The 25,615-nt window shown below is 58.7% G+C and carries 21 protein-coding genes and 1 pseudogene; 8 read left to right on the forward strand and 14 right to left on the reverse strand.

Annotated features, from left to right (window positions below):
- Positions 1–821: 821 nt before the first annotated feature.
- The 8 genes and pseudogenes from AAGS40_RS30295 (at position 822) to AAGS40_RS30330 (ending at position 5,189) form a co-directional block, all read left to right on the forward strand.
- Positions 822–1,079 carry a type II toxin-antitoxin system ParD family antitoxin gene (locus AAGS40_RS30295; protein ID WP_345817693.1) on the forward strand — a complete coding sequence of 86 codons (258 nt, stop codon included), beginning with the start codon at positions 822–824 and terminating at the stop codon, positions 1,077–1,079.
- Positions 1,076–1,399: a type II toxin-antitoxin system RelE/ParE family toxin gene (locus tag AAGS40_RS30300; RefSeq protein ID WP_345817694.1), complete on the forward strand. Its 324-nt coding sequence runs from the start codon at positions 1,076–1,078 to the stop codon at positions 1,397–1,399. The genes AAGS40_RS30295 and AAGS40_RS30300 overlap by 4 nt, the downstream gene beginning before the upstream one ends.
- A gap of 450 nt (positions 1,400–1,849) precedes the next feature.
- Positions 1,850–2,061: pseudogene (locus AAGS40_RS30305) on the forward strand (phage integrase family protein); the annotation flags it as partial.
- A gap of 960 nt (positions 2,062–3,021) precedes the next feature.
- Positions 3,022–3,417, forward strand: coding sequence for a site-specific integrase (locus tag AAGS40_RS30310; protein WP_345817844.1), 396 nt, complete (start codon positions 3,022–3,024; stop codon positions 3,415–3,417).
- A 238-nt stretch (positions 3,418–3,655) separates the two neighbouring features.
- Positions 3,656–3,889, forward strand: a complete 234-nt coding sequence (locus tag AAGS40_RS30315; protein WP_345817695.1) for a type II toxin-antitoxin system prevent-host-death family antitoxin — start codon at positions 3,656–3,658, stop codon at positions 3,887–3,889.
- The gene (locus tag AAGS40_RS30320; RefSeq protein WP_345817696.1) at positions 3,889–4,266 is read left to right on the forward strand and encodes a type II toxin-antitoxin system VapC family toxin; all 378 of its coding nucleotides are present in this window, start codon (positions 3,889–3,891) and stop codon (positions 4,264–4,266) included. The genes AAGS40_RS30315 and AAGS40_RS30320 overlap by 1 nt, the downstream gene beginning before the upstream one ends.
- A gap of 101 nt (positions 4,267–4,367) precedes the next feature.
- Positions 4,368–4,811 carry a hypothetical protein gene (locus AAGS40_RS30325; protein WP_345817697.1) on the forward strand — a complete coding sequence of 148 codons (444 nt, stop codon included), beginning with the start codon at positions 4,368–4,370 and terminating at the stop codon, positions 4,809–4,811.
- Between the two features lie 123 nt (positions 4,812–4,934).
- Entirely contained in the window at positions 4,935–5,189 is a 255-nt protein-coding gene (locus AAGS40_RS30330; RefSeq protein ID WP_345817698.1) for a hypothetical protein, read from the forward strand.
- A 650-nt stretch (positions 5,190–5,839) separates the two neighbouring features.
- On the opposite strand, the gene AAGS40_RS30335 is transcribed toward AAGS40_RS30330, so the two are convergent.
- The 14 genes from AAGS40_RS30335 to AAGS40_RS30400 all read right to left on the reverse strand — a co-directional run bounded on the left by AAGS40_RS30335 (position 5,840) and on the right by AAGS40_RS30400 (position 25,298).
- A complete protein-coding gene (locus tag AAGS40_RS30335; RefSeq protein WP_345817699.1) occupies positions 5,840–6,472 on the reverse strand; it encodes a hypothetical protein in 633 nt (210 codons plus the stop codon).
- A 402-nt stretch (positions 6,473–6,874) separates the two neighbouring features.
- Complete coding sequence (locus AAGS40_RS30340; RefSeq protein ID WP_345817700.1) at positions 6,875–7,501, reverse strand: hypothetical protein; 627 nt, start codon at positions 7,499–7,501, stop codon at positions 6,875–6,877.
- 212 nt (positions 7,502–7,713) lie between these two features.
- Complete coding sequence (locus AAGS40_RS30345) at positions 7,714–8,916, reverse strand: tetratricopeptide repeat protein (protein ID WP_345817701.1); 1,203 nt, start codon at positions 8,914–8,916, stop codon at positions 7,714–7,716.
- A gap of 112 nt (positions 8,917–9,028) precedes the next feature.
- The gene (locus AAGS40_RS30350; protein WP_345817702.1) at positions 9,029–9,454 is read right to left on the reverse strand and encodes a hypothetical protein; all 426 of its coding nucleotides are present in this window, start codon (positions 9,452–9,454) and stop codon (positions 9,029–9,031) included.
- A gap of 197 nt (positions 9,455–9,651) precedes the next feature.
- Positions 9,652–9,921 carry a hypothetical protein gene (locus AAGS40_RS30355; RefSeq protein WP_345817703.1) on the reverse strand — a complete coding sequence of 90 codons (270 nt, stop codon included), beginning with the start codon at positions 9,919–9,921 and terminating at the stop codon, positions 9,652–9,654.
- A 216-nt stretch (positions 9,922–10,137) separates the two neighbouring features.
- Entirely contained in the window at positions 10,138–10,332 is a 195-nt protein-coding gene (locus AAGS40_RS30360; protein ID WP_345817704.1) for a hypothetical protein, read from the reverse strand.
- A 130-nt stretch (positions 10,333–10,462) separates the two neighbouring features.
- A complete protein-coding gene (locus tag AAGS40_RS30365) occupies positions 10,463–11,920 on the reverse strand; it encodes a TolC family protein (protein ID WP_345817705.1) in 1,458 nt (485 codons plus the stop codon).
- A complete protein-coding gene (locus tag AAGS40_RS30370) occupies positions 11,910–13,337 on the reverse strand; it encodes an HlyD family type I secretion periplasmic adaptor subunit (RefSeq protein ID WP_345817706.1) in 1,428 nt (475 codons plus the stop codon). The genes AAGS40_RS30365 and AAGS40_RS30370 overlap by 11 nt, the downstream gene beginning before the upstream one ends.
- Before the next feature lie 2 nt (positions 13,338–13,339).
- Positions 13,340–15,457, reverse strand: a complete 2,118-nt coding sequence (locus tag AAGS40_RS30375; protein ID WP_345817707.1) for a type I secretion system permease/ATPase — start codon at positions 15,455–15,457, stop codon at positions 13,340–13,342.
- A 137-nt stretch (positions 15,458–15,594) separates the two neighbouring features.
- Positions 15,595–19,971 carry a matrixin family metalloprotease gene (locus tag AAGS40_RS30380; protein WP_345817708.1) on the reverse strand — a complete coding sequence of 1,459 codons (4,377 nt, stop codon included), beginning with the start codon at positions 19,969–19,971 and terminating at the stop codon, positions 15,595–15,597.
- Positions 19,972–19,994: 23 nt separating this feature from the next.
- Positions 19,995–20,732: a hypothetical protein gene (locus AAGS40_RS30385; RefSeq protein WP_345817709.1), complete on the reverse strand. Its 738-nt coding sequence runs from the start codon at positions 20,730–20,732 to the stop codon at positions 19,995–19,997.
- Positions 20,733–20,843: 111 nt separating this feature from the next.
- Positions 20,844–21,506: a hypothetical protein gene (locus AAGS40_RS30390; RefSeq protein ID WP_345817710.1), complete on the reverse strand. Its 663-nt coding sequence runs from the start codon at positions 21,504–21,506 to the stop codon at positions 20,844–20,846.
- Between the two features lie 843 nt (positions 21,507–22,349).
- Positions 22,350–23,057, reverse strand: coding sequence for a hypothetical protein (locus AAGS40_RS30395; RefSeq protein WP_345817711.1), 708 nt, complete (start codon positions 23,055–23,057; stop codon positions 22,350–22,352).
- A gap of 1,161 nt (positions 23,058–24,218) precedes the next feature.
- Positions 24,219–25,298: a hypothetical protein gene (locus tag AAGS40_RS30400; RefSeq protein ID WP_345817712.1), complete on the reverse strand. Its 1,080-nt coding sequence runs from the start codon at positions 25,296–25,298 to the stop codon at positions 24,219–24,221.
- Positions 25,299–25,615 lie beyond the last annotated feature (317 nt).

Raw genomic sequence — 25,615 nt, forward strand, 5'->3', positions numbered from 1 at the left:
ATCCCGTCGCCATTCACGCACTGATGATGACCTTTTTTGAACGCAAGTCAGATCCTGAAGCTCGACAGGCGTCATCGGACTGTTCACCAGTCTATCAGGCGGACCTTCACGCAGTGCAGCCAGCGGCCCTCAGGCAATGCCTGCGAGGCGACAGGCGTTTCTTTATCATGATCGGCATATCCATGATTTCCGTCTCCATGATATACCCAGCCCACAAAGCCAAAGATAGGTCAAGCGCGCGGGTTAGGCGTTACATTTATAAGATCTGCCCGGCGTGACGACATGCGAGCGCGCTCTTGCGGCGCGCAGTGAGCCACTGTCCTTGCGTCAATGGTTCGAATTCAAAACCCGAATTGCAACGCAAGTCTGACAGACTGGCATTGATAAGGATGCAAAGCATTGGTATGACTTATGCCATTGATGGTTGGGTTGGCTCGCGCCTATCTCCTCGCCCGAAGAAAACGCTAGATGCGCCAAATCTGAGAGCTGCTAACCAAGCTTGCCACCCACTCGATGATATGTCGTCGAAGACGAACGTCAATTTGCAAGTTCACTTCGCGCTAATGCGGGGCTTAGACCTCCCGCGCGGCCCCTGACCGATGACACCTTTACCTAACGCTAACGACAGGCCGGCCATAGACAGAATGTATCAATCTGTATTGCCGCCAATTGCCATTAGCAACATTGTGGTTAATGGCCGTTTTACGGGAAAGTCCCGGTACGCATGCCCATCAGGCCAGGTTTTTGATAACAGTTATCAAGCGGGCTATACTGGCTGGACGCGGTGCCGTCCGGCACCGGCAGCCAACGGGAGTGTCACCATGATCAGTGCCGAACTGGGCAACCAGCTGGAGCGTTATGTCGCGCAGCTGGTCGAGTCGGGCCGCTACGGCTCCAAGAGCGAAGTGCTGCGCGAGGGCGTACGCCTGATCCAGGACCGCGAGGCGCAGCTCGCCGCGCTCGATGCGGCGGTCGCGCAGAGCGTCGCCCAGTCCGAGGCCGGTCAGGGCGTCGACGCCGAGGCCGCGTTCGACCGCCTCGAGGCGAAGTACCAGGCGATGGCGGACCGGCGCCCGTGACGCCCGCCGCTACACCACGGGTCCGGCTCACGCCGGCGGCGCTGGCCGAGCTCGAGGCGATCGGCGACTACATTGCGCGCGACAACCCGCGACGGGCGCTCACCTTCGTGCGGGAACTGCGCGAGCGGTGCCTCTCGCTCGGACCGATGGCGCTGTCCTTTCCCCTGGTCCGGCGGTATGAGGACCGGGGCGTGCGCCACTGCGTGCACGGGAACTACCAGATCTTCTACCGGACCATCGGCGAACCCGTGACGCGGGTCGATGTGCTGCACGTCATCCACAGCGCGCGCAACTACGCCGCGATCCTGTTCGACGAATGAAGGAAGGCAGATGGACCACGGAGCCGATCCCGCAGTGACTACCCAGGCTGTCGTGCGGTGCGCGATCCGGCCGGCCCGGCTGGGTCAGGTGACCCGCGCTGACGGGTGGAGCCCGCAGTACGGCGCGACAGTCCGGACCGCTGACCAAACGCCATGACCCGACCACCCGAACAGCTCGTCCTGCCGCCGCCGCGTACGTACACGCGCACCGACTTCGCCGCGCTGCGCGCATCCGTGCAGCACGTGCCGCCGGCCACCATCGCGCGCCTGTACTTCGATCCCGAGGCGCCGCATGCGGCCTCGCCCGAGCACACCGCCCGCTATCTGCGGCAGATGCGCGATGACCTCGTGCAGCTCGCGCTGCTGCACGGCTCACCCGTGCTCGCCGCGCACCTGAAAAGTTCCATCCGCCAGCACGGCAGCGCAAAGCTCACCGCAGTCAGCCTGCGCATGGTCGAACAGGCGTCGACCCTTGCCGCGGCGGCGCCGCTCGCGCACCACGCGGTGGGTCTGTGGTTCCGGCCGCTGGTCGCGACACGCCTGACGGGGGAGGGAATTCACACACTCGGGGAGCTCGTCGCCTTCTGCAACCTGCGGGCGGCAGCTGGTGGCGAGCGGTGCCGCGTATCGGTCTGCTGCGCGCGCGCACGATCGTCGCCTGGCTGCGCCGGCATGCCGGCACGCTCGGTGTGACGGTGGCGGCCGACGTCGACGCGACTGACCCGCTGGTCGCGCCGGCGGCATCGCACGTGGTGATCGACAATGAGCGCGACAGTCCACTTGCGCCGCTCGAACGGATCGAACTGCCGCATGTGCTGTCCGGTGCGCAGGGAACGAACCGCATGGGCGGTCTGTGCTACCTGCAGGCGCAGCACGATCTCGACGCGGTGCGTTCGTACCTGCACCGCTACCGCGACCGGCCGCAGGCGCTGCGCGCGTACACCCGTGAGCTTGAGCGGCTGCTGCTGTGGGCCGTGACCGAGCGGGGCAAACCACTGTCGTCGCTCGACGTCGACGACTGCGAAGCCTACAAGGCCTTTCTCGCCGCGCCGGCCGGGCGCTTCACCGGGGTGCGCCGCGCGCGCAACTCATCCCGCTGGCGTCCGTTCGCCCCGGAAGGCCTGTCGGCCGACAGCCAGCGCCATGCGGTGCGCGCCCTGCAGGCGGCCTTCGGGTGGCTGGTCAAGGTCCGCTATCTGGCCGGCAATCCCTGGGTGGCCGTGACGCTGCCGGCGACGGTCGAACGCGAACACGCAATGCAGATCGAGCGGGCGCTGCCGCTGCGACTGTGGCGCAAGGTGCGTGCGCTGCTGGACGCACGGGCCCGGCTGCCTGCTGTGGCAGGCGTGCGCTGGCGCGCCGCGCGCGCGGCGATCCTGCTGATGGGCGACAGCGGCCTGCGCATCACCGAGGCGGCCCTTGCGCGCCGCGAGCGGCTGCGCTGGTATGGTGCGGATGACGTGGCCGGCGATGACGTGCCGGCAGGCTGGGAGCTGCAGGTGCTCGGCAAGGGGCGCAAGCAGCGCACGGTGCCGCTCAGCCGCGCGTGCGTGAGTGCGCTGCGCGAGCACTGGACGGATCTGGGAATGGATTTCAATGCGCCGCCGGCGTCGGCGCCGCTGATGCGGCCCGTGTGGATTCCGCCGACGACGGCCGCCCGGCGCCGGCACGGGACTTCAGTGACGGATCCGGAGGCGAACCACGTGCACGGCTATTCAGGCAACGGTCTGCGGGCGCTCACGGGCTGGGCGATCGCGCAGCTGCTGGAGACAGAATCCTTCAGCGAAGACGAGCGGCGGCAGCTGGCCGGCACGACGCCGCATGCGTTCCGTCACACGTTCGGCACGCAGGCGTCGGCGGCAGGAGTACCGCTCGAGGTCGCGCAGAAGGTGCTGGGTCACGCCTCGCTGCAGACGACGACCCTCTACGCGCAGGCCGAGAAAAAGCGCGTGCGCCGCGAGCTGGCCGGCTACTTCGATCAGCTGCACACGCCTGATGACCTGGGGAACGGGCCATGACGCGCGAGCGGTATCCGGGCCTGGAACACCCGTCGGATACTACGTCCCCTGTCCGACAGTCATGATCACGGTGCTCAATAGGCCGTACGGACTGGGCCACGTTTTGCCCTATTGGCCGTGTCCAATGGAAAGCTCAGACAGATGCACTGCGATGTTCCATGAGATCCGCGTGTGATATAGGCGCAGGTTGCATTCTCATGTTAGCTAGACTAAACAAAGCTAAATTGATGGAGATGCCATGCAAACCGTAAATATTCATGAGGCAAAGTCGCAGCTTTCGCGTCTCATTGAGGCCGCTGTCAAAGGCGAAGAAGTTGTTATCGCGAAGGCTGGAACCCCGGTAGTGCGCCTCGTATCGGTCGAGACGAAGCCCAAACTTCGCTTCGGTCTGATGAAGGGGAAGATCAGAATCGCTGACGATTTCAACGCGCCCTTGCCCGACGATGTTTTGGCAACATTTGAAGGTCGGTGATGCGCCTGTTGATCGATACGCCCCTTTTCCTGTGGGCCATGAGCGGCGACAAACAACTCACGAAGAAGGCCGAGGCCATCATGTTGAGCGCAGAAACCGTTTTCGTCAGCGCCGCGAGCATTTGGGAAATTGCTATCAAGTCTGGAATCGGGAAGCTGGACGCAGACGTGAACGAGCTGGTAGCCCGGATGGAAGAAGCGGGCTTTCGCGAACTGCCCGTGACAGCGACACACGCTGCGGCGGTCCGCGATCTGCCCGATATTCACCGCGATCCGTTTGACCGGATGCTGGTCGCACAGGCCATTACTGAGCCATTGCGGCTGCTAACCGGCGATGATACCGTGGGTCGGTACTCCGATCTTGTAATCACGCTCTGATCGGAAAATCATGAGCAACACGGCACTTCAACATAAGCAGCGTTTCGCGAACGGGCTGCATTTTTAGCTCAGGAGAGGCCATGTGTGCGTCATTCAGATCGATGTCTTTCGCCAAAAAGGTTGGCTGGCTTTCCATTATCTACCTGGTCGTCGCTGCGCCTTTTGTCCTGATATTCAGTCACCAGGATTCACCGCCCAATAGCGTGACCTGCCTCGCACAGCATGAGGTTACCGTCCTGCAGGTTTTCACGTTCAAGGTCTCCCTATACAACAAGGAATGTGGTGAAGCGCAAGCGACACTCGGAATAATGAACGCAGCGTTACTCGCCAAGCCTCCGAACTATGCGCTCGTGGCCGTTGCGCTCGGCACCTGGCGGCTTAAGTATCCCCGTATAGGTCAGTTGATGTCCCAGGTCGCCTCCGAGGTTGCAGCGAATCCGCAGGCCTCATCCGACTGGGAGCGGGTACTTACAATTCCTCCAGACTTGAATCGACAGCAAGCGAAGCCCCCACAAGGGGACGGCAGCGTGGCTAAACCGAAATAGGAGAAAGTATGCGCCGGCTGTTGCTATGTTGGGTAGCAGCCCGGATTCAATTGGATCGTGGCGGGGGGCGTTTTGCCTTTTCCAATATTCAAGACAGGGCGCCCGGCCCGGCCACCGGGCAAGATGCAGCTGATTGTGCTTGAGGAACTTCGACAGTTGTTTGAAACCGAAAAGGCGCGCGCCGGAGTCATTGCAAGGGCAACGCCCGCCAGGCGTCAAGAGACGTCGTCGCCAATCTGCGGCTGCGGCTCCGGCAGCAATCGGAGCGATACCGATCGCGTGCATCACCGCGCTGGTCCGCTTGAAACGTTCGGACGCCGGATGCGCGAACAGCAGGGCGAGATCGTCGCGGTGAAGACCACGAGCCACCGCAACTAGTTGGTGGCAGACGCGCCCAAGGATGCCACGGGCGGACTGTCCCTCGCGCACGCTGCCCGGCAGGTAACGCGCAACCGCTGCCCGCGCCGGCAGGCCTGCGTACCAGGCACGCAGCGCAGCCAGCGAGTCAGCATCGGAAAAGCCGTCCGGTGCCGCCGCGAAAGCAAAGGGAGGACAAAGCGCGCTTTCACGGCATCGAGTTTAGTCCTGAAACGTTGCCACAAGGATAAGAAAACTTATCTTAATGACGCGGCCAGCATGCATTTGTAACGGGCCGGCCACCGCTGTCGAATGCGTGACAAGCTCTGTCAACGGCCGCTTTCAGACAGGACAAACGCCTCTTTTCGACGCAAAAGGGAGTGTTGGAATTCTGAGGAGCAGCCATTCGCCGCACGAGGTACAACCTCCTGTGGCTAACAATTGAGAGCGAATGGTCACAAATGGCGGCGGCTTCGAAAACAATCAAGGCAGGCTTTTCGTTGACCACGGAAATTAGTCCGCTTACTCGCGTTCGATAGCCCTGGTGGGCGGCCAATGCTCCTTGCACACCGCGTCGTTGCCGAGTTTGCAGAATCCCTCAATTACGACCTCAGCACGCCCTGCTTCGTCCGTCTGATTTCCGTTTTTTATCGGTACAGCGAACGTATGGATCAGCTCATGAAGCTTGAGTCCCGCGTGTTCGGCATAGAAACTGTTGATTGGTTCTCCACATCAAGTGACGGCGTCACGCGGTAAGCAATTATCTCCGTGTTGCCTTCTCCTTCGTCCCAGAGAACGGCGTAAGAGCGGCTTCGCCACGTTTCGAAGTAGACGAACGATCTGCCGCAGTATCCGGCTTCTTGAGATAAATCATCGAGAATTGAGTTGCTCATCAAGCGGTAGCCATCGGCAGCGCGGGTGAGATAGGTATCGCGTATGCAAGAGGCCGTTCCCACACGCCGCGAGATTCTGTCGATAGCCTGGGATCTGCCGGGTATCGCTATTTCTGTCGAATAACCCGTCGTATCGGCGTATTGAGCCAGCTCAGTTTGGATGGCGTCGGCCGAAGCCGGTGCAGCTTGTTCCCAGTACCGCGCAGCCCGGATCTGGTCTCCTGTGCAGCTGTCGAAACATAATTCTTGCGAGCCTAGGTTCGAGATATCGACACGCGGATGCTGCCGTTGTAACCGGGACAATTGTTTTTCAAAGTGCGCGCATGGTGTTTGTGCTTCGACTGCGGAGGGGTAAATGCTGAGGCACGCCAGGCAAGCTGCAAGAATCAGGGCAATCGGATGTTTACGCATTTGCGGAACAATTCCTTTGAACGTCCAGGTCCGTCGCTTCAACCTGCCTCTGGTTTGCGACTTTATCTCGCTCGAACAGCCCTATGATCCAGGCGCAAAGGTGCGCCTGGCGGCCGATCGACACGAGTTCTGCCGATTATCGTGATCGCGTCGATTGTCGACGGTCTTGCAACTGCTGTCGACTGTCCCTTGTGGCCGAACCCGCTCCTCTGGCCAACGCAGGCGGTCGTTGCTCGCACGTCCATTCCGGTCCAATGCAGATTGCATACGGCGCTTTCCAGCGATCGACTCGCTTCGATCCCGGGTTGTTTGTTGAATCGAAACGGCGCATGAGCGTTCCCCTCATCGGGCATTCAAAGTGGTCGCCCCGACAATCGTGGACCCCTTCGGAACTTCAGGTGATCAGCGACAATCCTTCATGGCCGCCAAGTCTTGCTGGCCGAAATACGAATCAACTGCATGGATCGAAAGAACACGGATACCGTACGGACCGGTCAGCACATGAACGATCGAAGCTCTGCGCGCATTCGAGTCTGCGGGGTAGTTGAAGAGCGCAAATGTCGAACAGGTGAATACCATGCCGTCGACTTGATGGTCATACCACGTCACGGGGTTTTGGCATTTCCTTGACATCGGCTGCGCGGAAGTCAGGTAATAGCGGCTTTCGTGGGACGTGGTTCGGACGAGTAGTCGTTCTCCGGCGTCCGCCAGCATCCACCCGGCAAACACCAGATACGCAAAGATAAGGAGCAGGAAGCCGAAAAATTGGCGGGTGTCAATGCGCCTGTTCGAACTAGCCTGTTTTGTCGACATTCGAGTCAGTACACCGATGGCGGCAACAACGAGCGTGGCGAGCCCGAACCCGATCCATACAGGATCTAGGCGGCCACGCAGCATATTATTTGCAAAAGAATCAGCAACAGCACCGGACAGGACGAACGCAACGGGAAAAATTGAAATCAGGCCGTAGAAAAGGATGTATGCAGTAACCGAACGGATTTTCATTTTTCCCAAGATTGTAAGCGTCACGGGATGGCACCAGCGCCCGCTGCGGACGGATTGTCAGCGATCTGTGCGGTGGTGTCGACTGTCCGAAATTGGCCGAACGTCAGCCTCCGGCCCGATATCGACGCGAACGTCCCTAGCCACCCTAACCGGCCATAGGCGCTGCCCCTAGCAGCCGTTCACACGACCATCTGTACAGCTTGTTGCACGATGAAGTAACTATGGGGCCGGAGATGTCATCGACCGTCGACGCCCATTGCTTTCAACGCCGGAGCGAGAACGCCACTCCATTGCTTTTGCATTTGTCGATCCTTTTCCTGCTGAGCACGACTGGCCCATAAATTCGGCAGCAGATCTCGCGTTGAGTCCGGGGAATGTTCGATTCCCAAGTCGGTAAACTTTTGTGCGAGCACCGGGTCGCCAAGCGGATCTTTAGCCCCAGTCATATGAGCGATAGAAGCCTGCAGCCCAAGGGAGGTCATCGCCGCTGGGTATCCTTGATCGGCTGCCTTGCGTAACCAGACAATGCTTTGAGCATCATCCTTGGAAACACCTCTACCTCGCTGATAATCGAAAGCGACAATGAACTGCGCGTCCGGTCGTCCCTGTTCGGCCGCCTTGCGGAGCCAGGCAGCCGCCTGTGCAGAATCCTTCGGCACTCCACGCCCCGTCAGGTAAAAGGTCGAGAGAACCAATTGTGCGTCGGCATGCCCTTGGTTTGCCGCGTTCTGACACAGGTCGGCGGCGTGTTTCGCTTCGGTCGGTATGGTCCAGTCATCGTCGGAGGCTGAGAGAGCAGCGAAAAGACACTGTGCCTCGGGCTGTCCCTGCTCGCCAGCTTGCTGGAATAGCGAGGCTGCCTGAGTCCGGTCTTTGAGCGTTCCAACACCAGTCAGATACGCGATGCCGAGTTCGACCTCGGCATCCGCATCGCCTTGGGATGCAGTAGCGTAGGCACGATAAAACGCCTGTGACTCATCAGCCGCCTGCTCCACAAGCTCTCGCCACCATTGTCCGCCTCGGTCATCATCGACAGGTAGGAGTTGGCCGCTAACAAACATTTGCCTGAGACGTGAGCGGGCTAGGGGAAGACCTTGCTCCGCAGCTTTCCGGTACCAGACCACCGCTTCGGTCTGGTCGTTTTTCACACCGCGGCCGATGTCGTAGCTCTGCCCGACCTGGTATTCGCCAATAGCACTACCCTGATCGGCCGCTTTACGGAACCATGCAAACGCCTGGCCGAAATCCTTGGATGAACCCAATACGTATTGGAACCCACGCATAAGCTGGGTGTTGGCGTCATCCTGTTCCACCTGCCTACGCGTTGACGAATTTTCAGCATTGTTCGTTTGGATCTGTGCACAGCCGCTCATCGCAGCAGCTGCAATCACCAGCCGCGCAATCGTGCAGCAACGTTTCCAACTATTTTTTTTCGCCATTGAAATCACTATCGGAAATCTGCGGTAATCCGGTTATTGTCGTCGATTCGTCCCATCCGGTCGCATGTCCCTTCTTGGGCCGCTTCACGCCCATTTCGATAACGGGCCGCAATCAAAGGCTGAATTCAAGAACGTTTCCGTTAGCAGCCGCCGAAGCAAGAAGGCTTCGTAGCATGACCAGTCGCGAGATGAGATCCGTCCGCTGAACCTCCACAGTATGGGAGTCTCCAGCAGGGGACCAACCGCAAACGAAGCGCACCTTTTCTTCACGCTGCGATTCAAGCGATCGAACCCAAGTCTCTAACTCCAAAGCAATTTGTACGAGAGCCGCAGGCTCAGCCTCATCCTCTTCGAATTGGTCGAACATCGTTCCCAGCGAGTTGTTGATTCGATTCCAGAATCCCGACGCGAAGAGCCACTCCGAGACTGCACCGTCTAGCATGAGGACTGGCTCTGCAGGGCTACCCGCGATAAAGAAGCGCGACGCCTGTAATCGGCGCATGACGCGAAAGGTAATCTCGAAGTCAGCGAAGAACATTGTCGACGATCTGGGCTCCGCCGTCGACCAACCGAAACTGGCCGGACACTGCCTGAAGCGTGGGGCATCGAACCAATCCGCGCTATCGCGTCGCGGGCGGCTGGGTGCAACCCGAGACGGACGAACAGTGTAGTTTTCAACGGACATTCAAGGGTCGCCGTGCACGTGCAGCAGTAATGCGCGTCAGGCACCATTATTCAGGAAAGCAGTTCAATCTCGCGTGCAAGCGCTTCATTTTTTCTAGCGACCCACAGGAAAAGAAGGCCAAGAATCCCAAAGATGACCAAAAAGGTCACGAATTCTGCTGCGACGGGACTTCCCGGTGATTTGGGTTTGATTGCCAATTCCACACCCAGCACGAACGGGAAAACAAACAATATCCTGCTGAACCAGCGCATCTGTTTTCCCGTTGCTCGTAACTTCTGCACTAAAGCACCGTTTTCCAGCGCGAATTGTGCTGGACTCAAACCCCGCGACTTTGCATTTCGCCAACGGAGCGCTCGATGCACTCCAACAAACAAAACTGCGATCGCTAGATATATGTTGTAAGCGTGCATGGTTTGCGATGGATTACGAGATGCCAACTGGGTCGGGTGGTAGCCACGTCGTCGACTATCTGCCCAAGGGTGTCGACTGTCTCAAACTGCCCGCTTAGGGACTGACGAGCTGACCAGCCACGCGAGCTACGTGCGGGTGCGCTCGTCCGGATGTCGGCGCCGGTGCGTCAGATCGGAGGGCCGTGCGAGTCGTCCGTGCAGCAGGTATTTTCCTCCGGCCTGCATGAACAGCACAATGCGCGACCACGCCGTCACAATGAGCAAAGAGGCTACTGTGGCGCGTGCGGCCGATGTATGTGAAGGTATGCTGTTCAGGTTCATCGCGGCTCATTGTTGCTGTGCGTCGTCGAACCCGAGCCGTCCGAGACTGCCGGCGAGTCTTGGGCGCGCTGCGCGCCAGTCAGTCAGCGCCTGCACGTGTTGCTGACCAGCGGTGCCGAATGCCGCTCCTTCACTTTCCTTCCCATTGATACCGTTGCCCTGAAATACTGTCCAGTTCGAGCCTTCCAAGTTTTGACGCCAGTTCGACCCGTGCGGTATCCCACCCGGCCAGCGCCTGGATGCGTCGCTGCTTCGCGTTGGCCAGCGCCGCCTGGGTGTTTAACAGTTCAAGGATGTTTCCGACGCCCGCATCGTAACGATGCTGTGCGGCCTTCCAGGCCTGCTGCGCGATGTCGAGCAGTCTTGCGCTATTCTGTGCATTGGACGTTGCGCCGGTCAGCGCCTGGAAGCTTGTCCACACGTCAAGTGCCACCTGCCGCCTGGCGTCATCAACGCTATCCAGTTGCCGTTCCGCCTGCGCCCGTGCCTGGTCGGTCTGGTAATGCCGCCCGAATCCCTCGAACAGCGGAATGCTCACCTGTATGCCGACATAGGCTTCATGGCCGGTCGCCGGATACGTCGGCAAACCGAGCCCCATACTTTCGGGCTGGTTGTCGCGACTGTATTTGCCCACCAGGCTGATTGAGGGCAGACCCTGCGCGCGCGTCTGCGAAACCTTCGCGAGCGCGGCTTCGTACTGCGCCTGCGCGGCGCGCACGGAAGGATGGGCAGTCTGCACGTCGCGAATCATCTGCGCAACCGGTTCGCTGAACGTCGCATCGGTGCGCGCATCTTCTGTGACGGCCGGCACTTCCAGCGCAACGGATGGATCAAGGTTCATGTCCGATGCGAGCGTGCCAAGGGCGGTCTGCATATCGCTCTCAGCTTTTGTCAGGCTGAATACCGCCTGTTCGTGCTGCGTTTGCGCCTGCAGGGCGTCCGTGACTGGCGCGACGCCCCGCTCGGTACGCGCCTGCGCGGCAACCATGCTCTGGCGCGTCATGCTCTCGACGTCTCTCGCCGCGTCGAGCTCGCCCATTGCCGTCTGTGCGCCAAAGTAATCCTTTGCGACCGTTGCGAATTCTTCCTGCAACGTCGCGTCCTGTGTTGCGCGCGCGGCTTCCAGCAGCGCATTCGCGTTCCTGAGTGTCGCCTCGCGCCCTCCGAAGTCGAACAGCAGCCAGTTCAGTGATACGCCTTCAGAGCGCACCGTCGCGGTGTAATCCGAACCAAGCGCCGGATGATTCTCGATATCGACAACGGAGTTTTCGCGCATGCCCTGCCAGTTTGCGGAAACGGTCGGCAGGTACGCGGCGCGCGCCGCACCGACGCCCGCTGCCTGCGCCTTTACATCGGCCCATGCCTGGCGCGTTTTCGGGTTGCTGCACAGCGATCGCGCGACCGCTTCGGCCAGCCGCAGGGGACGCTCCGGCGCGCCTGTCGGACACCCGTCGGCCGATAGCATTGCGCCCGCAGCGGTTGCCGGAATGTCCTGCTGCGCGCGCAGCACATCAAGCGCATGAGCAGGCACGCATGGCGCCAGCAAGGCGGCGAGGACAGCGGGCCGCATAAGTAGTCTACCGTTCACGCATGCTCTCCTGTGCCGTCTGCAACAGCGGGTCGAGGAAGTAGCCGACCACGCTGCGCCGACCCGTGCGGATATCGGCTGTTACCGCCATCCCGGGCGTGAGTGTGATCCAGCGGTGATCGACGCGGATGCGGTTCGTGTCCAGACGGATGCGAACCGGAAACGTCAGGCCCTGCTTCCGGTCCCTGTCCTGCACGGCGTCGTTCGAGACTTCGGTGATGGTTCCGTCCAGATAGCCGTACCGCGAATAGGGAAACGCTTCGATCTTCACAGCGGCGCGCTGGCCTGGTTCGACAAAACCGATATCCCGGTTCTGCAGGCGCGCCTCAACCTCCAGCGCATCGTCGGGCACGATCTCCATCAGCGTCTGCGCCGTGGTGACGACGCCACCCAGCGTATGCACCGAAAGCTGCTGCACCGTGCCCGCGACAGGTGCGGTGAGGCTCAGGAGCGCCTGGCGCGTTGTCGCCTTCGCCTCATCATCGTGGCTTTGCGCGGCCTGCTGCGTGGCCTTTTCCAGCTCGTCAAGCTGCTCGCGGCGGAATTTCGAGGCGATCGCTTCCAGGTCCGCGCGCTGTTCGGCGACCCCTGCCGCCAGTTCGTTCGCATGTGCGCGCTGGGCCGCCAGTTCGTGCTCCTTGTCAAGCGCGTCCTGTTCCTTGCCGAGCCAGTCGTTGCGTGCGACGTATTTATCGGTCACAAGCGCCTTGTACGCTTCGGCCTGCTGCCGCGCGAGTGGCGCGGTCGCTTCAAGCCTGGCGATTTCGGCGCGCGTGCTCTCGAGTTCCGCCTGGCGCTTCGTGATTTCCGCATTCGCGCTGCTGTACTGGTCGCAATATTCCCGCCATGCGCCTTCGGCCTGTCGCTGGGCGTCCTGCATGCGCGCGTCGGGCGCTCCATCGATATGTGCTACGGCAGGTATCCGGTTATCGCGCTGCGCAGCGAGCAGCGCACCGGCGCGTGCTGCCGCGAGTTGCGCGTCGAGTCGTGAAGAACGGGCCTTGTCGGCGTCCGCTGCAGCCTGTGTCGTGTCGAGCTTCATCAGCAGTTGCCCAGGCGCGACGCGCTGACCGTCGCGCACCGCGATTTCACGTACCACGCCCGTAATGGCGGGCTGGATCGTCTTCACCCGCGCATCGGGAATGAACTGTCCACTGGCCGTGACCACGATATCGAGCCGCCCGAGCAGGCCGATAAGCAGCACGACAACAGCCAGCAGGACGAGAATGCGCATGGCCCAGCGCGGCGCAGGGTGGACCGGCGTTTCAACGAGTTCAAGCTCGGCGGGCAGGAACGCTAGCTGGTCGGCATCGCGTGCGGGGCGCTCAAGCTGCGCGCGTACAGCCCACACGCTCCGCCATACAGCGGCATATCGCCGGAACAGGTCAACGAGCGCCAGAAGTTTCATGGATCGCATGGTCAGCCGTCCTGGAGTGAAACGAGATGTGCGTAATAGCCGCGATGCGCGAGCAACGTGTCGTGATTGCCCTGCTCGACAATGCGCCCGCGATCCATCGCGATGATGCGGTCGGCATGGCGCACGGCAGAGAGGCGGTGCGCGATGATAATGACCGTGCGACCCGCGCAGATTGCCTTCATGTTCTCACGCAGGATGCGCTCGGTTTCAAAGTCGAGCGCGCTGGTTGCCTCGTCGAGAATGAGAATGCGCGGATTGCCCAGCAGCGCGCGCGCTATGGCGAGCCGCTGACGCTGGCCGCCCGAGAGGTTGTTGCCGTGTTCACCGACGAGCGTGTCGTAGCCCTCGGGCAGTTCACAAACAAAATCATGTGCGCCTGCGAGCTGCGCTGCGCGGATCACGATTTCCAGCGGTGCGCCCGGATCGGCGAGAGCAATGTTTTCGCGTACCGACCGGTTAAACAGCACGCTCTCCTGGAGCACAACGCCGACCTGCCTGCGCAGCCATGCGGGGTCGGCCAGCGCCAGGTCCTGCCCGTCAATGCGAACCGTGCCGTGTTCTGGCACGTAGAGCCGTTGCAGCAGCTTCGTCAGCGTGCTTTTGCCCGAGCCGGAGCGGCCGACAATGCCGGTCACCTCGCCCGCGCGGATAGCCAGGGACATGCCGTCGATCACGGGCGGCGCATCGGCGCGATACCGGAACCGCACGTTCTCGAAAGCAATATTTCCCCGAATGGGCGGCAGGGCCTGGCGGCTCTGCGGCAGTTCGTTACGCGTGTTCAGGATATCGCCCAGGCGCTGCATCGAAATCCCGATCTGCTGGAAGTCCTGCCACAGTTGCGCGAGACGCAGGACCGGTGCACTTACACGTTGCGACATCATGTTAAAGGCAACGAGCTCGCCCACGGACAGACGCCCGTCGATCACCAGGCGCGCGCCGAAAAAAAGCGTGGCGAGCGTCACAAGCTTGCCCACAAGCTGGATGGCCTGCTGGCCGAGGTTGCCAAGCTGGCTGACGCGAAACCCCGCGCTCACGTAGGCCGCAAGCTGCGATTCCCAGCGGCGGATGAACTGCGGTTCCACCGCCATCGCCTTCATGGTCTCGACGCCGGAGACGGACTCGACAAGGAAGGCCTGGTTGTCCGCGCCGCGCGCGAATTTCTCATTAAGCCGCGCGCGAAACGCGGGCATCAGGAAGGCAGAGACGGCGGCATAGACAGGCAGCGATGCGACCACGATGAGCGTGAGCCACACGCTGTAGACGCACATGACGGCGAGAAAGACAAAGGAAAAGGCCAGGTCGATAATTGCAGTCAGTGCCTGGCCCGTGAGGAAGTTGCGGATATTTTCGAGTTCGCGCACGCGGGCGACCGTATCGCCCACGCGGCGCGCTCCGAAGTAATTGAGCGGGAGCGCCACCAGATGCCGGAACAGCCGCGCGCCGAGTTCTACATCGATACGGTTGGTCGTGTGCGCAAATACGTAATTTCGCAAGGCGGTCAGCGCCACCTCGAAAACAGAACTCGCGAGCAGCGTGATACACACGACGTTAAGCGTGCTGTAAGTGCGGTTCACGAGCACCTTGTCCATGACGACCTGGAACATCAGCGGCGAAACGAGCCCGAACAGCTGCAGGACCAGTGACACGCCCAGCACTTCGAGCAGCAAACGGCGATAACGGATGATGGCCGGAATGAACCAGGAGAAGTCAAAGCGGGCGAGTTCCCCTGCAATCGATGCGCGCGACGCGAACAGGATCATCGTGCCGCTGCTGCGCGCGAGAATCTCCTTCAGCAGGCGCACGGTGGGCGCGGCAGCGCCAGGTTCCATCACGAGCGCGGTTTTGCCGTCCGTTTTTGCAAGAATGAAATGCCGTCCTTCGCGGTCGAGCACGAGCGCGGGCAGCGGAGTGCGCGAAATACTGGCAGCCCGCAGTGAGACAATGCGGGCTTTCATGCCCAGACGCCGTGCGACGAGCACAAGGTCCGTGGCATCGAAAGCGCCTGCGATGGCGGCGTCGTGGCGTAGCTGGGCCGCATCGGCAGCAATGCCATGAAAGCGTGCGATATCGACGAGCGCGGCAAGGCCCGCGTCTGGCGTGGGGGGTGCTTCGGTTTGCATGCGGGAAAAAGAGGTTACAGAGACAGGCGTATCCGGAGAACCGCGCCGGCCCGGTAAAGTCACCCGGGCGGCACGGCTTCCCGTGAAGCAACCGCGTACGCGGCGGCTACGGGGTAGGCATCAACGGGGGGTAGGCATCAATGGGCGGCGGCCAGCAATGGCTGCGGCTGTTCGGATATCACGCTCGCACCGGTTCCCGCGGACGACTCAGGTGCATAGGCCGCCATTGCCTGGATCAGCTGGTTCACCGCCGTGCTGGATGACGAAGGGGCCGTCGGCGCGCCTCCACCGTACAATGACTGGATACCGGCGAGATCCGTCGCATCGAGTGTGCGGTTCGCCCCGTTCAGCTCGTAGTACATGATCGAGTTCGCATCTGCATTGCTGGCAAGACCCAGGGCGTGACCGATCTCGTGCAGCAGCACCTGTTCGAACTCCGCGTCCGTCCCGGTGTAAGCGAGTTGCCCGTTCGCGTCCGTCGCCAGTGCGGTTTCGCTGGGGGCTTCCAGCCGGATCTCAGCCGATGACAGCACGCCGGCCGTGGCATTGATGCTGGTCATGCCGACCACGCCCGTAGCCGCCGTGTCCAGGTGCGCCAGGCCGACAGAGATATCGGCCTGCGACGGATCGGAGACTTCCACGAACTGCAGACCCGACGCTGCTGCCCACGTGGCAAACGCCTGCTCGACCAGGATTGCCTCGCTGCCAGACATGCCGTCGCTGAAACCGTTGGCGCTGCCGCCGGCACTCCAGGTGATCACGTTGCCGCTCCAGCCGGCTTCTTCGAAGATTGACGCTCCCGTTCCTCCCGACATGGATGAGAGCTGGGCAGCCAGTGCGGCTTCCTGCAACCCGCTGGCAGCAGCCGCAGCGCCTTGCGTCGACCCACCCCCAACCGTCTGGGCTGTCGCTGCCAGGCCAGCGCTGAGTGTCTGGTCGATGATGCTCTGGCTGCCGGCGAGGCCAGCATACTCGATGCCTCCGAAGTCATCGATTTCGCCTCCGAGGTTGTCCATTTCATCGCCGAGACCGGCGAGGCCATTGAGGCCGTAAAGACCATCCATGGTATCGGTGGGCAGGCCGACTTCTGGAGTTGAGAAATCAGTGCCGGTATCCAGCAGGCCGTTGACGTTCCCGGAAGCGGCGTCCGCTACCTTGGTAAATACAGACGGGTCCCTGATCACATCGGGTGTTCCGGACGTAGGTTTCCCCTGAGCATTGATATTGACGTAGTCAGTGACCTGGTCGTTATTGACGACTTCAATCCTGTCTACATAGTGGTTGCTGGGGTCATCGTTAAAGAAAACTTCTCCCGTCATGGCCCCGTCACTGACAGTAGTGATCGCCGTGACCACGCCTTTCGAGGTGTCGTAGAAAAGGGTACCGGTTTGCTGGCCATCGCTGAACGTCGCCTGCGCCGTCACCTGCTGCTGATCATTGAACCAGAAGTATCCGTCCTGCTGCGCCTGTCCATTTACGTTGGCAAAGGTCGCCTCAGTCTGCAGTACGCCACCCTGGTAGCTGAGCTGCGCCGTTTCCACATTCGTTACCGCGTCGTACAACTGCGTTTGTGCAAGCTGGCCGTTCTGGTAAAAGTCCAGCTCCGTGTACACGCCCGTCGCAGGATTGAGGACCTCATTCTCTGTTAGCTGCCCCGTGACCGGGTCGAAATTCTGCCAGCCATCCTGCTGGCCAGCGCTGTTAAACAGCGCCTGACCGACCAGCGCCCCGTCCTGGTAGTTGCGCTGCACCGTTTCCGCATCCGTTGTCGCGTTGTACAACTGTGTTTCGGCAAGCTGGCCGTTCTGGTAAAAGTCCAGCTCCGTCCACACGCCCGTCGCCGGATCCAGGACCTCATTCTCCGTTACCTGTCCTGTGACCGGGTCGAAATTCTGCCAGCCATCCTGCTGGCCAGCGCTGTTAAACAGCGCCTGACTGACCAGCGCCCCGTCCTGATAGTTGCGCTGCACCGTTTCCGCATCCGTGACCGCGTTGTACAACCGCGTTTGTGCAAGCTGGCCGTTCTGGTAAAAGTCCAGCTCCGTGTACACGCCTGTCGCCGGATCCAGGACCTCATTCTCTGTTAGCTGTCCCGTGACCGGGTCGAAGTTCTGCCAGCCATCCTGCTGGCCAGCGCTATTGAACAGCGCCTGACTGACCAGCGCCCCGTCCTGGTAGTAGCGCTGCGCCGTTTCCGCATCCGTGACCGCGTTGTAAAACTGTGTTTCTGCAAGCTGGCCGTTCTGGTAAAAGTCGAGCTCCGTCCACACGCCCGTCGCCGGATCAAGGACCTCATTCTCCGTTAGCTGCCCCGTGACCGGGTCGAAGTTCTGCCAGCCATCCTGCTGGCCCGCGCTGTTAAACAGCGCCTGGCTGACTAGCGCCCCGTCCTGGTAGTAGCGCTGCGCCGTTTCCGCATCCGTGACCGCGTTGTACAACCGCGTTTGTGCAAGCTGGCCGTTCTGATAAAAGTCGAGCTCCGTCCACACGCCCGTCGCCGGATCAAGGACCTCATTCTCCGTTAGCTGCCCCGTGACCGGGTCGAAGTTCTGCCAGCCATCCTGCTGGCCAGCGCTGTTAAACAGCGCCTGGCTGACCAGCGCCCCGTCCTCGTAATTGAGCTGGGCCGTTTCCGCATCCGTTGTCGCGTTGTACAACTGTGTTTCTGCAAGCTGGCCGTTCTGATAAAAGTCGAGCTCCGTCCACACGCCCGTCGCCGGATCAAGGACCTCATTCTCCGTTAGCTGCCCCGTGACCGGGTCGAAGTTCTGCCAGCCATCCTGCTGGCCAGCGCTGTTAAACAGCGCCTGGCTGACCAGCACCCCGTCCTGGTAATTGAGCTGGGCCGTTTCGACGCCGGTTTCGGTATCAAACGTGCGGTCCTCGGTCATCAACCCGGTCGTCGTGTCGTAGACCTTGAAGTCCGTTTCCTGCCCATCGCTGTTAAAGAAGGCTTCGCCCGTCACGTCGCCGTTGCCGTCCAGTTCCCGGATGACAGTGAGCTGCTGGGTAGCCGGGTTCAGTTCCCGGTCCTCTGTGACTTGTCCCGTTGCGGGATTGACCACCTCGTAGTTGACCTGCTGGCCGTTCACGAAATCAGCGTAGGCGGTTTCTACGCCGTTCTGGTAAAGCGCGATGAGCCTGGTCTGGCCCGTCGCAGGATCGAATTCTGTGTCCTGCGTCACCAGTCCCGTCACCGGATCGACCGCGACGTAATCGAGCTGTTTGCCGTTAGCAAAGTCGGCGTAGCCGGTTTCCTGCCCGTTCTGGTAAACAACGGTCTCGTACTGCTGGCCGGTGATCGGATCAAACTTGCGGTCCTGGGTCATCAGCCCGGTCGTCGGGTCGATGACGATATAATCCGTGTGGTTGCCACTGGCGTTGAACACGTTTTCGCCAGTAAGCATGCCGTTGACGTACGAAGCGCCCCGCGTCGTGCTGACAAGGTTACCATCGCCATCAAAGGTCTGTTCGAGGCTGAGCTGTCCATTGCCGGTATAGGTGATGTCATCTGATCCGGTCAGATCGCCATTGGCGTCATAGCTGTCACGGGTATCCGTCAGCACTCCCCCCGTATCCTGCATCGCGTCCGTCTGCACCAACTGCCCGTTGGCGCCGATGACACTGTTCCAGGTTGAGCCTGACGCCACGTCACTCACGCCCATCGTGATCGAGCCATCCGGGAGCACGTCCGTGGTGATGGTCTGGATGGTTTTGCCCGTCTGGCTATTGATTACATTGATCTGCGATGGATTATTCGCATCCGTCTGCAGCAGGTAGTCTCCGCTCTGTATCGAGATTGCCGGCGACGCATTACTACCCGTTCCACTATAGTAATTTCGATAGGCCGGAATTTGTCCCATCGCCGTGGCAACTGCCGCCTCACAGGCTGACTTATAGCCACACGTTGAAATGATGTCGCCAACCACGTTCGGATTGGCGGCCAGCATCTGGGCGATCTGTTGCTGAATGGAGTCATCAGCGTCACCAAACAGCGTCACGTTGCCAAGCGGCATTCCCGCCTGATTCGCCAGATACAGTTGCCCGCCCGGCGCATTAGGATCGGAGGACGCGAGATTTCCGCTTGTGCTCAGGTTGGTGGTCGCCTGAAACATCAACTCGTACGCATTGATTTCGGCACGAGCCTCGCCAAGCAGTGCGTCACCGCTGCCCTGGACGGGACCATTCGGATCCAGATAGTGCCCAAGTTCATGCGCGATAGTTTCGGCAAGGACATAGCCTGGACTCTTCAGCGGGTCAGACGGAAGCACGGAGCTGATTGTGATACCCACGTCCTTGTCCGTAGCCCCATTAACTTTAACCCCTTGTTCAATCAGCTGCCCCGACGACATCTCAATATCATGCTTTTGCAAATATCCACTCAATTCGGATACGAATTGCGGCGACGCATTTACAATCCTGAGAAAATCCTGAAAAGTGCTGCTGTTAGTGCCACCCATCGCAGCAGCCAGACCTGCCAAGCCCGGGTCCGTCGCGGAAATTGCATTTGACATAGCAATCCTCTTTTTAAATTAAATCAGTTTGAAACTGACTGCCTGAAAGTGATATTTTCCATGCAACCGCTGGGTACATAAAGTATTGAAACAGGCGCACGCGATATCAAGCCATCGCTCCAATAGCCTACGGAATAACGATCACCGGTAGGATCCTGGGCAAGAGCAGGGGGCACAGCCCAGTGACTTGAAACTCCCACGACGCCTCGGCCATAAATTCGGCGAACTTCTCGGTCTGTTATGCAGATCACCTCGGTATGAATATGAATCTCGAAACTCAATACCCGCCCATCTCCTTTGATATCTGGACCGATTCCATATCGCGTCGATGACATGGCAAAAAAATGTTCGTCCTTTGCGTCAAAGCGCGCCTTGAAACCAGGTGTATCTGCGCTAATGGCATCAACCGGATCGGTAATTGTCAGATCGAAGAGTTTTACAATTCGCGAGAAATCGTTGATCCACTCGGGGTGATCAATCAGCGAACGCAGCTTGAACCAGAATTCTGTCTGCTTCGGGCCCATGACCAGTTCTTCGGCGACTGCATCCTGTCCCCTGACCTGAACGATCCGGTCGGAAGGCGATTCTTCAGCAGCAAACCCCGAGCGGGTCAAACCGGCGAGCAATAGCAAGGCCGCATAGACGACCAGCTTGATTTTCGAGTAGAGAGATAGACGAATTTTCATGGTCTCGGTTGTTGCAATAACTTTCGGATTTAGGATAAATGCTCGAATTGCGGAGAAGTGATCAAATTGATTCAAAACCCTTCAGCCATTTCCTCGCCTGGATAGTACGTTTTACGAAATCGTCGAAAAACGCGACTACAAAATGAGAGCCAGTTATCTTTTTCGCCTCTCTCTTTTTTAATTAAATCAGTTTGAAACTGACTGCCTGAAAGTGATATTCTCTACACACCCGCTGGGTGCGTAAGACATTGAAATTGGAGCGCGCGATATCAAGCCTTCGCTCCGATAGCCCACCGAGTAAAGAACACCGGTAGGATCCTGGGCAAGAGCAGGAGGCACACCCCAGTGACTTGCGACCCCCACGACGCCTCGGCCATAAATTCGCCGAACTTCTCGGTCTGTTATGCAGATCTCCTCAGTATGAATATCAATCTCGAAACTCAATACCCGCCCGTCTCCTTTGATATCTGGACCGATTCCATATTGCGTCGATGACATGGCAAAAAAATGTTCGTCCTTTGCGTCAAAGCGCGCCTTGAAACCAGGTGTATCTGCGCTAATGACGTCAACCGGATCGGTAATTGTCAGGTCGAAGAGTTTCACAATTCGCGAGAAATCGTTGATCCACTCGGGGTGATCAATCAGCGAACGCAGCTTGAACCAGAATTCTGTCTGCTTCGGGCCCATGACCAGTTCTTCGGCGACTGCATCCTGTCCCCTGACCTGAACGATCCGGTCGGCAGGCGAATCTTCAGCTGCAAACCCCGAGCGGGTCAAACCGGCGAGCAATAGCAAGGCCGCGTAGACGACCAGCTTGACTTGCGAGTAGAGAGATAGACGAATTTTCATGGACTCGGTTGTTGCAATATCTTTCGGATTTCGGATAAATGCTCGAATTGCGGAGAAGTGATCAAATTGATTCAAAACCCTTCAGCCATTTTGCTCGCCTGGATAGTACGTTTTACGAAATCGTCGAAAAGCGCGACTACAAAATAAGAGCCAGCTAACTTTTTCGCCTCGAAACTCAAAATCCAGCAGGGCACAACGTGATCCAGCGACAAAGCCGCGTGACGCCAATTCTACGCGTTCATTCATCGGGTCTGAACCCAATTTTTTTACGAATGTAGGGATTTATATATTGTTTTTTTGCAGATCTTGGGGGAACACCTTGTGAAAAATTTTATTTTATTATTTTGTATTAGCCGATGCATTGCACAGGGAACGAGCTCGCTCAACGCCCAGTGGCGCCTGGCGACCCCTGATGAGCTACAAGGGCAAGATGGAGACGAAAGCTCTCCGTATGGAGCGAGAACTTTGTAACGACCGAACGGCCAGTTTTTCCACTTTCGCTCTGATCTTTACCCTGCAGACGACACAACAGACACAACAAGGCAAACCAGGGACGTGAGAAGGACGGCTTGATAGCATTGTTTGTTAGCGTGATTGTGGTTGCGCGGCAGGACCTGCGGATTTAATAGGAAATGAGAAAGAACACCTGCCAGACCAAGGGACCTTCCTGTTCATGGCTCCATTTATATGAACGCCCCCGTTTGCAAGGGATTTCGAGTTTCGACGTGACAGATGCTCGCGTTCTGCGCCTTGCTCGCATTTGGATCCGAAACGTATTTTCCATTGTAGGAAAGAAACGTCGCTTGAACTAGTTGTCCGGCTTTGTTCGTAACGTAAAAAGTGTCAGCCATTTTTTCCTCGCCTGGATATTACGTTTTGTTCGAGATCATCGTAAAACGTGACTACATAAAAAGAGTCAGTTACTTTCTCCGCTTCGAAACCCACATTCCCAAATGGCACAATATGGTCCAATGACAACGCCGCGTGACGCCACCCTTCATCTCTTAAATTATCACTTCGCGCGATTTGGCCACTTGAATCATAAATGACAGCGCGCGTAAATCCATATCGCCACCACTCGTCATCCTTGGAGCACACAGACAGATGAGAATTCTTATCGACGGCAACCCCATATTTTTCGCACTGAGCGTATGGGGGTAGTCGAGCGGCGATAAATACGCGATCGACAATGTTGCACCTAAGATTTATCCAAAGGAGAAATGTCCATGCGATGGCAAAGGTGGTGATTATGCCAAATCCAGTTATTTTCCACCGCATTCCCCTGTTTTTTAAACAACTGAAAATCAAAAAAAGCAAGCAAATGAAAATGATTGCTTTCGAAATGGCAAATAAAAATGGATGAAACTGAATCCAGGATAACAGCAGCAGCAACATCAAAAGCTGCACTCCAAGCCATGCCTTTTTTCTCATCTTGAATCCATTCAATCTGATGGCAACGCAGTCAGTGCGACTAGCATTTCGCGTTTTCTGTTGATCACAAAGCCGGAATGTTTCCATCAGAAAGCGTATCGGCTTTTTGGACTTGTCCATGCCTGCCTCGTTATGTAATCAACTAGGCAGATTGAACACGCCCGGTTGGCAACATAGGCTAACCATTTTACCTGTTGACGTATCAGGTTTAACCTATATTTTTTTTCAAATGTAAGGGTTTATATATTGTCTTTTGCAGATCTTGGCGCAACGCGCTGCGAAAAATTTTATTTTATTATTTGTCATTATTCGATGCGTTGCGTAGGAGATAAGCTCACTCAACTCGTCGACGTGGACACGCTGTGTCCACATGACCTGACTGCAGCTCGCGTTGCTCCACATTGCTGCGATCGTCGTGGAGGGATCGCAGCAATGTGCGCACTCGTACACCCCTGCGCACATCTCTGGCGGCTGGCGGGCCCGGCTTGCGCCAGACCGTAAGGAATGAGGAAACGATCGCGTCCCAGCCACAACAACGCCCTATAGCCGACGCTGACCGGCCTGTCACCTAGCTGCCGAAAGCGGCCGCGGTGGATTCCGGCAGACTGAGGCAGTTGGCATTTCTCTGGCAGGCTTTGTCGCGCGTGGCTCGCAAGGAGCCCTTGCCAAAGCCACGTCACGGCCTGCAGCGACGGTCGAGCAGGCTCGATCGCCTTGAAATGACCGGCATGTGCCGGATGATGAACCGCGGATGCGTGACTACCCTGCTTACCTCTGCGGTTCACGCGGTTTCATCGAGACGCCATATCTGTCCCAAACCGGCCGCATCACATAGCAACGCCCAGGCCGAATAGGGAATCGGGGTATCGCCGCTGATCCACTTGCGCACCGTCCGCCCGTCGCTCTTCGCGGACAGCCCCAAAATGCCCCTGCGGCACGCCCGCTGAAGCAGTGCCGCGTAGTACCTGCTCTATCTCCGTCCCTCCCGCAACGCATGGGAAACGCAGCAGTTGGCAGGGGGAAACGAACGGACTCAGGTTGTGCAACGAACGTCTGTTGAGAGCAGCACCCCGGCATTTCCTGAGCAGAGAGACGAACGCATCGCGCATGCGCTCGGCGGCGGTACTGCAGACAGGAGCAAGCATTTCGCTACCCCGCTTCTACGACGACCAATACGTTGCGCGATACGTGGGGGCGACACCCACGCCCCTGCCTACCAGTTACCAGCGCAGGTCAGCGAGCCCCCCCGAACAGCGAGACCCAGCTTGTCAGCAGCCAAGATCACTGGTCGGCAAAATTGATCCTGAAGATTTGCGCTCCAAAGCCCCGCGTACCGGCATAAACGTTACCGTTGCGGTCAGTGACAAGCGAGGTAATGAAGTCCGTCGTGTTCGTGAACGGATACGACGCGACGCTACCACCGCTGGTAATACGGATGATAGCTTGGTAGCCAGCGGTGTAGATGTTTCCCGACTTGTCGATGGCGATCGCACCTGTCGCTGGCAGCTGGCTGGCGATCGTCGTGACTGTGCCGTCGGGGGCAATTTTTCGAACGGCATCGGCACTTCTTACATACAGATTGTCGTTACTGTCGATTGCAAGATCGGGCATCTGGTCGAGTGTGAATGTTGCGGCAGTGCCTGGCCCATCCTGATTGCCGCTGGCGCCACTGCCTGCAAAAATCGCCCAGGTATTGCTATCGACGTTAAACTTCACGATACGGTTGCTTACCGCGTCCGCGAGAAACAAAGCGCCTCTGCTGTCCATTACAAGGCCGCCGAAGCCGTCTGACGTATTGGTGCTTGAACTTTCCCAGTTCGTGAACAATTGCTGGTACGCGCCAGATGCCGAGAACTTTTGCAATAACGCTCGCCATACAACTGACGGGGTTGCAATTCCTGACGCGTTTCCCGATCCATAAAAGGCGCCAGACGGGTCGATTGCAACGCCGTCCCAAAAGCCTTGAGTCGTCAATGTGGTGACCACCCCTGCCTGCGTGACCTTCCGAAGACTCCCTCTATCAGACAGGATAACGTCGTTGGACGAATCCATTGCGAGATGGCCACCGCCCCACAAAATGGCGGCCGCTCCCGTCCCGTCGGCAGGATACAGGTTTGTGGTGGCGGAACCGGCGAGGCTGGTGACCGACAACGCGGACGTCGAAAGACCATTACCGGATGCATACCCGGTTGTGACGATATCATTCGCCGGGCCTGTTGCACCGGCGGGTACTCTAACAACTGCGCCCGGCTGTGTAATGACGGTATCTGATGACCCGCTTACAGTAATGATCGTGCCGTTCGGCGCAGTAATGGTAGTCCCGGCAGGTACATTCACCGAGCTATTTGCCATCATGGTCATGCTGGAACCTGCCGCCAGGCCAGTCGGAGACGTCGAACTTGAGTTGCCAGATCCCCCTCCACAAGCAGTTAAGAGAACGGTGCCCCAAACCACAAGAACTGCACGTACAAAAATTCGCATGTATTGTTCCCTTCCTTGTAATTCTGGACTCGGCGCCGAGCACTCGCCTCTGGCCGCCGAAGCCTACGTCAATTTACCCCTGGGGCGCGAGCTTAACAGCCTGCCAAGCCGCGCTATCTTGAATAGCTGTGGCATTCACAAGATGTCACCAAATATCATGACTTTAAAACGGGACGTCCCAGTAACGGTGTACTGGC

This window comes from Paraburkholderia sp. PREW-6R (assembly GCF_039621805.1).
In the GTDB taxonomy this organism is placed as follows: domain Bacteria; phylum Pseudomonadota; class Gammaproteobacteria; order Burkholderiales; family Burkholderiaceae; genus Paraburkholderia.